Here is a 6917-nt window from a genome sequence, read left to right as displayed (position 1 = left end):
GGTGCCGTCGAGGCAGGTCATGAGGTTTTTGACGGCTTGGAGGCGCTGGACGGCGCAGGCATGGAGGTCGGCAAGGGGCGCGTCGGGGTTGATGAAGAGGACGGTATCGGGGTGTTGGGACAGTGGGGTGAATTGGGTCATGCGGATAACTCCATTTTTTTGAAGCTGCCCCCGTCTCGTCGCCAAACAAAACAGGGTGACAGCTGTACGCAGGTTGGCGAACCGGTTGCACGCACCCGGCAGACCCGAGGGTCTCCCACGCACAGCTGCCATAACATTGCCCACATAACGATAAGGACAACGGAGCTATGAAGCTGTTGCACGCACAAGTCGGATCGCCAAATCCGGTCGCTGATGTGCAGCGACGGGGCGAATCATAGGGGCGGGGTTTGTTCGGTGCAACTGCAGACCGGGGACAGATCAATTTACGGTGAAGCATTGTAAATAGATCAGTCCCCTTCCTGGCGGTGAAGCGTTGTAAATAAATCAGTCCCCTTCCCGGAGCCGCCCGCATCCTCCCCGCTACCCACGAAACAACTCGCCCGGCGTAAATCCGAATAACCCCTTGAACGCCGCAATGAACGCGGAGGTCGAGTCATAGCCACAGGTCAATGCCGTGTTGGTCACGCTCTCGCCTTCTTCCAGCGCATTGAGCGATGACAGCAACCGCGCCCGTTGCCGCCAACCCCGAAAACTCAACCCCGTCTCGCGCTGAAACAAACGCATCAGGGTTTTTTCGGACATGTTCAAGCGGTCGGCCCAGTGGGTCAGGGTGATGAGTTGGCCGGGCTGTTCGATGAGTTCGTTGCACAAGGCCAGCAAACGCGGATGACGCGGCAATGGCAGGGAGAATCCCACTTCCGGCAAACCCGCCAACTGATCGAGCAGCACCTGGACCAGCCGCGACTCGCTGCTGTCAGCCTGTGGATAATCGGCTGGCAATTGGCAGAAGGTTTTGATCAGCTCCCTGGCCAACGGTTTGACTTCCAGTACCCGGCAGCGATCCGGCGCCCACTCGGAGTCTTCTTTACGCACATACAAGCTGCGCATTTCGGCGCGGGTCGAGGTGACGACCTCGTGGTCCAACCCCGGCGGAATCCACACGCCCCACTGCGGCGGCGCGAAGAAGCTGCCGTGCGGGGTATGGACGCCGAGCACGCCGCTGATTGCGTAGGAAAACTGCACCCAGTCGTGGCGATGCGTCGGGGTCCACGAACCCGCGCTGAGGCTTTCGGTGCGAGCGTAGAGCGGGCGTGGCAGGTCGGTCAGGGTTGGAATCTGACGCTGGGTCTCGGCGCGGCGGCTTGAAAGGTGTCCGTTAGTCGGCATGGGTTGGCCTTGTATCGCAAGACGGCAGTTTACGACTGGGTTAGGCTGCGGGACATTAAATTTTACAATTGCGGCCAGGTTGGGGATTGTTTGCGGTGTCGAGCATAGGTTGTGCTTGGCCGGGGACAGATTAATTTACGGTGAGGCGTTGTAAATAAATCAGTCCCCTTCTCGGTAAATAAATCAGTCCCCTTCGCGAATAATCAGCCCCTTACAAAGCCCCCTAACGGCAAGTCCTTTCTAAAGAGCGTTTCTATGCACGTACTCAAACACCTCAAACGCGTGGTCACGGACTGGTTCTTGTGCGGGATGCTGGTCGCGACGTTGCTGGCGTATTTCATCCCCTCGTTTGGTGCCACAGGCGGCGGCATGCACGCGGAGATCGTGATCAACGTCGGTGTATTCCTGGTGTTTTTCCTGCATGGGGTCAATCTGTCCAGCGAACAGATCAAGCACGGTCTTAAAAACTGGAAACTGCACATCATGGTGCAGTTGTTCACCTTCCTGGTGTTCCCGGTGTTGTGGGTGATCAGCAATAAGCTGCTGGGCTCTCATGTGCCGGCGCTTTTGATGCTGGGTTTCCTGTACTTATGCGCGCTGCCATCGACGATCTCTTCGTCGGTTGCGCTAACGGGCAGCGCAGGCGGGAATGTGCCAGCGGCGATCTTGAACGCCAGCATGTCCAGCGTGTTCGGGATTTTCATGACCCCCTGGCTGGTGAGTCTTGTGGTCGGCACAGGTAACGGCGGGATTGATCTAGGTTCCACGCTGCTGGACCTGTGCATCATGTTGCTGCTGCCCTTGGTGTTGGGGCAGCTATTGCGGCCGCTGTTCGGCAAGTTCTTCGCGCGGCACAAGAAGTACACCAACGTGGTCGACAAGGTGGTGATCCTGTTGCTGGTGTATGCGGCGTTCTGTAATTCGATGGTCTCGGGGATGTGGCAGACCCAGGGCGATACCGTAATTCTGATGGCCTTCGTTGGCAGCGGTGTGTTGTTAGCGGTGATTTTGCTGATGACCACAGGCACCGCGCGGCTGCTGAAATTCAATCACGCGGACAAGGTGGCGGCAGTGTTCTGCGCCAGCAAAAAATCCCTGGCGGCGGGCGCGCCGATGGCAGCGTTGATCTTCGGTGATAACCCTGGGTTGGGCCTGATTTTGCTGCCGATCATGATTTATCACCCGTTGCAGTTGATCGTCTGTTCGGTAATGGCCGAGGCGTATGCGACCAAGCATAAGCAGCAGTTGTCTCAGGAAGCGATCGAGGATGCACAGGCGGCTTAGTGCGCCGAGTGCGCCGGGGACAGATTGATTTACGGTGAAGCGATGTAAATAAATCAGTCCACTTTAGACGATCCATGCCCTCAAACCAAAATCTACAGCAGCTTGTAGATTGATCGATCCCCCTCCCGTTGCGACAAGCAGCGAGTACCCTCCTCACTCAACCATTTTCTCTCAGCGCTACTGTCATTTCTGACAGTAGCGGGCACAGGAATCGAAGCATAGACTGACCCGGTAGTCAGATGAATATATATGGACGATGGATCATGAAATGGATAATTCTTTCCTTATCGTTGTTATCTGCATGCGTGCCTGTCGATCACTCAATCACAAGAGCGGGCTCCCCTGTCAAACCAGCAGCCGATGGGGCCACTGTCGCAGAGCAACTAACGACCGCTTATCTCGATACTCGAGAAAACTGTGACAAACCCTCTACGCCTGCTTTTTTATGTTCCGGGGTATTATTTCGCGGCACAAAACAGTCTGCGTCTCATCACGCGTGGAACCCAAAGCCCGGAAATACTGGTGTATCTTTTTCCTATCTTAGGAAAGATGCGAATTTTGACCATATCGCGATTGGTATGGTCAACGGCTTTATCTTTTACCCTTACTTCAACGCCCCGCCCGGAACTCTTCACCCGCAGATACTTTGTGCATTTCCGATTGACGGATATACGTGGACTAGAAGCGGGTCAGGATGCGGCGCCAGTAGTTCCTACCCTGATGCCAGCGATGCTTGCCAGTCTCAGGGGATCAATACGGCGATACAATGGTCAGCGCACTTTGCCAAGGGACCCGCTGGCGTAAATCTTGAACTTATTTACGCCTATGTATGTGGCTTCAACGTGCAGGACTCGTTGAACGACAGTGCAGGCCCGGCATTCTATCAGTCTTTACGGGCGATGCATGATCTACCCCCTGCGTTGATTCATAAGTATAACGAACTCATAATTGCGGCTTGGCCGCAGGATGTTCCGACATCTTTGCCTATCCAGGCATTTTTCTATCTGCCCGGCGGTTTGTCCACAGCGCAACTTGACCAGCAGGATTTCTATACTTCCAGTGGCGGAATTGTAATCCCCATCATCAAGATGACTCTTCCTGCATCGGTGACAGGTACTGCGCAGTTTCAATACAACGAGGCTGATCAGATCCATAAGTGAGGGGCTCAGTGCTTTCTGACCAACTGCGCACAAAGTTGGCACTCACGCAGAGTCTTTGTGCATGAGCCAGGTTTTGCATTATTCCGGGGCTTCCCAGGCCCTCCAGCGCTGCGGTCAGCATCTCCTGATTGCTGGCCGTGGCATAAGGCCCGTTGGAGCGGGCGTGTAAATAAATCAGTCCCCTTTAGATGGTAGGAGCCAACTTGTTGGCGAAGCGATCAACGCGGTGTGCCTGATACATCGCCTCGCGAACAAGTTCACTCCTACACAGACCGGGTCTGGCCCAGCGCCTATGTCCTGCGGCCAGAATCAACAGCAGCGCGTAGATTGATCCTTGTTGGAGCGTCGGCCTTCAGCGCTCAATAATCGCCGTAACCCCCTGCCCACCCGCTGCACAGATCGAAATCAACCCACGCCCCTGCCCCGCCACGCTCAGCAGTTTTGCAAGGTTGGCGACGATGCGCCCGCCCGTTGCGGCAAACGGGTGGCCTGCGGCCAATGAACTGCCTTTGACGTTGAGTTTGCGGCGATCAATCGGGCCCAACGGCGCATCAAGCCCGAGCCGGGTTTTGCAATATTCCGCGTCTTCCCAGGCCTTCAACGTACACAGCACCTGGGCGGCGAACGCCTCATGAATCTCGTAGTAATCGAAGTCCTGCAGTGTCAGGCCATTACGCGCCAGCAAGCGCGGCACGGCGTACACCGGGGCCATCAACAAGCCCTCGGCGCCCTGCACAAAATCCACTGCTGCCGCCTCGCCGTCGCGCAAATACGCAAGGACCGGCAGACCACGCTCCTGCGCCCATGCTTCGCTCGCCAATAGCACTAATGAGGCGCCATCTGTCAGCGGCGTCGAATTGCCCGCGGTCAGCGTACCTTTGGCGCTACGCTCATAGGCCGGTTTGAGCGACGCCAGTTTTTCCAGGCTTGCATCCGTGCGCAGGTTGTTGTCTCGGGTCAGGCCCAGATAAGGCGTCAACAGGTCGCCGTGCCAGCCTTCGGCGTAAGCGGCGGCCATTTTCTGATGGCTCTCTAGCGCCAGTTGATCCTGCGCCTCACGCGGGGTGCCCCACGTCTGCGCCATCAGCTCGCAATGCTGGCCCATGGACAAGCCCGTACGCGGCTCGCCATTGCTCGGCAGTTCGGGCTTGAGGTTATGCGGACGCAGTTGCAGCAGCGCTTTCATTTTATCGGCGGGAGTTTTGCTGCGACTAAGCTGTAACAGGATTTGCCGCAGGTCTTCATTCACCCCAATTGGCGCGTCGGAGGTGGTATCAACGCCGCCCGCGATGCCGCATTCAATCTGACCCAAGGCAATTTTGTTGGCCACCAGCAATGCCGCTTCAAGCCCTGTGCCACATGCTTGCTGGATGTCGTACGCAGGCGTTTGGGGCGACAGCCGCGAGCCAAGCACGCATTCGCGGGTCAGGTTGAAATCCCGCGAATGCTTGAGCACCGCCCCGGCAGCCACCTCGCCCATGCGCAGCCCATGCAGGTTGAAACGCTCGATCAAGCCTTCCAGCGCTGCGGTCAGCATCTCCTGATTGCTGGCCGTGGCATAAGGCCCGTTGGAGCGGGCGAATGGAATACGGTTACCGCCGATGATGGCGACGCGGCGTGGCTGATTCATCGAGATCTCCCTTTGTTCTTTAGGCATTGCCAGTGGACAGAGTAGGACTTATTGCAACTGCCTGTGGTCCACTGGTTTGAACCCCGCCTCAAGGAGAGTGTTCCATGGCATCTGATCGCTACATTGACTTCGCCAACACGGACTTCGGTCGCCGATTGGTCGCAGCGGTCGGGCTTCCCGCGCCAGCACGGTTGGAGCGCTGGCAAGCAGGGCGTCTGCGGCCGGTCGAGGGTTCGTTGTTGATCAGTCCAGGGCCGCTGGCCGATCAGGTGCGAAGCTTTGCACCGCGTATTACCGATCTGCTGTTCAGCTTCGGTGGCGAAGTCCCCAGCGACAACCCGTGGATCGAGGGCCAAGGCCCCAAACTCAAAGCCGTGGTGTTCGACGCCAGCGCGTTTTCTCGCACCGAGCAGTTGTCGCAGTTGAGGGCGTTTTTTCAGCCAATCCTGCGCAGCCTCGATCCCTGCGCGCACATCGTCATCCTTGGCAAAGCACCGGATTCGCTGAACGACCCTTTGGCAGCCAGCACGCAGCAGGCCCTTGAGGGCTTTACTCGCTCACTGGCCAAAGAACTGCGCAACGGCGCCACAGCGCAACTGGTGCAAGTGGACGAGGATGCTGAAAACCAATTGGAAGGCACGCTACGGTTTTTCCTTTCGCCCAAAAGCGCTTATATCTCAGGGCAAGTCGTTCGTTTAAGCCCGTATGCCGAAACGGTTCAGGATTGGAGTCGTCCGCTCGCCGGGCGCAAAGCGCTGGTCACCGGGGCGGCCCGCGGGATCGGTGCCGCCATCGCCGAAACCCTCGCCCGCGACGGCGCCGAGGTGGTGCTGCTGGATGTGCCACAAGCGAAATACGATCTCGAAGCCCTCGCCGCACGCCTCGGTGGCCAGGCACTGGTGTTGGACATCTGCGCGCCAGACGCCGCTGTGCAATTGAGTGAACACCTGCCAAGCGGCCTCGACATCGTGGTCCACAACGCCGGGATCACGCGTGACAAAACATTAGCCAACATGACGGCCGACCTCTGGGACGCAGTGCTGAACGTTAACCTCAACGCACCGCAAGTCTTAACCCAGGCACTGCTCGACAGTGGTGCGCTGCACGATAACGGTCGGGTGATTCTGATGGCGTCCATCAGCGGTCTGGCCGGTAATCGCGGGCAGACCAACTACACGGCGAGCAAAGCGGGCTTGATCGGCTTGGCTCGCGCGCTGGCACCGGTGCTGAAGGCCCGTGGAATTAGCATCAATGCCGTGGCCCCCGGTTTCATCGAAACCAAAATGACTGCCGACATGCCCTTTGCGCTACGCGAAGCTGGGCGCCGTCTGAGTTCGCTGGGTCAAGGCGGTTTGCCGCAAGACGTGGCAGAAGCCGTGGCCTGGTTGAGCCAGCCAGGCAGTGGCGCGGTCAGCGGGCAAGTGTTGCGGGTGTGCGGGCAGAGCGTCATCGGCGCGTGAACCTGCTGCTTAAGGCCGTTCTACGCTGAGTTATTCCGGCGGCAAACACAGTCT

At 57.9% G+C, this 6917-nt stretch carries 5 protein-coding genes and 1 pseudogene; 3 read left to right on the top strand and 3 right to left on the bottom strand.

All coding sequences use genetic code 11. From position 1 onward, the window contains the following. Positions 1-522 precede the first annotated feature (522 nt). On the bottom strand, positions 523-1329 hold the full coding sequence (locus VGC62_RS12495; RefSeq protein ID WP_331187391.1) for a helix-turn-helix transcriptional regulator: 807 nt from the start codon (positions 1327-1329) through the stop codon (positions 523-525). Between the two features lie 255 nt (positions 1330-1584). Here VGC62_RS12495 and VGC62_RS12490 point away from each other — a divergent pair, with 255 nt between their 5' ends. Beyond that, positions 1585-2613 carry a bile acid:sodium symporter family protein gene (locus VGC62_RS12490; protein ID WP_331187390.1) on the top strand — a complete coding sequence of 343 codons (1029 nt, stop codon included), beginning with the start codon at positions 1585-1587 and terminating at the stop codon, positions 2611-2613. Between the two features lie 263 nt (positions 2614-2876). Beyond that, on the top strand, positions 2877-3773 hold the full coding sequence (locus VGC62_RS12485; RefSeq protein WP_331187389.1) for a halovibrin HvnA: 897 nt from the start codon (positions 2877-2879) through the stop codon (positions 3771-3773). A 94-nt stretch (positions 3774-3867) separates the two neighbouring features. Here VGC62_RS12485 and VGC62_RS27710 read toward each other — a convergent pair. Then, positions 3868-3951: pseudogene (locus tag VGC62_RS27710) on the bottom strand (hypothetical protein); the annotation flags it as partial. Positions 3952-4125: 174 nt separating this feature from the next. Further along, entirely contained in the window at positions 4126-5403 is a 1278-nt protein-coding gene (locus tag VGC62_RS12480; RefSeq protein ID WP_331187388.1) for an acetyl-CoA C-acetyltransferase, read from the bottom strand. Between the two features lie 104 nt (positions 5404-5507). Here VGC62_RS12480 and VGC62_RS12475 point away from each other — a divergent pair, with 104 nt between their 5' ends. Then, entirely contained in the window at positions 5508-6863 is a 1356-nt protein-coding gene (locus VGC62_RS12475) for a 3-oxoacyl-ACP reductase (RefSeq protein ID WP_331187387.1), read from the top strand. The last annotated feature ends 54 nt before the right edge of the window (positions 6864-6917 follow it).

It is taken from the genome of Pseudomonas sp., assembly GCF_036404235.1.
In the GTDB taxonomy this organism is placed as follows: domain Bacteria; phylum Pseudomonadota; class Gammaproteobacteria; order Pseudomonadales; family Pseudomonadaceae; genus Aquipseudomonas.
This window is presented reverse-complemented; position numbering and strand designations above follow the sequence as displayed.

Coding starts and splice junctions, on each gene's coding strand:
- VGC62_RS12495 (WP_331187391.1), bottom strand. CDS start 1,329: ATGCCGACTAACGGACACCTTTCAAGCCGCCGCGCCGAGACCCAGCGT.
- VGC62_RS12490 (WP_331187390.1), top strand. CDS start 1,585: ATGCACGTACTCAAACACCTCAAACGCGTGGTCACGGACTGGTTCTTG.
- VGC62_RS12485 (WP_331187389.1), top strand. CDS start 2,877: ATGAAATGGATAATTCTTTCCTTATCGTTGTTATCTGCATGCGTGCCT.
- VGC62_RS12480 (WP_331187388.1), bottom strand. CDS start 5,403: ATGAATCAGCCACGCCGCGTCGCCATCATCGGCGGTAACCGTATTCCA.
- VGC62_RS12475 (WP_331187387.1), top strand. CDS start 5,508: ATGGCATCTGATCGCTACATTGACTTCGCCAACACGGACTTCGGTCGC.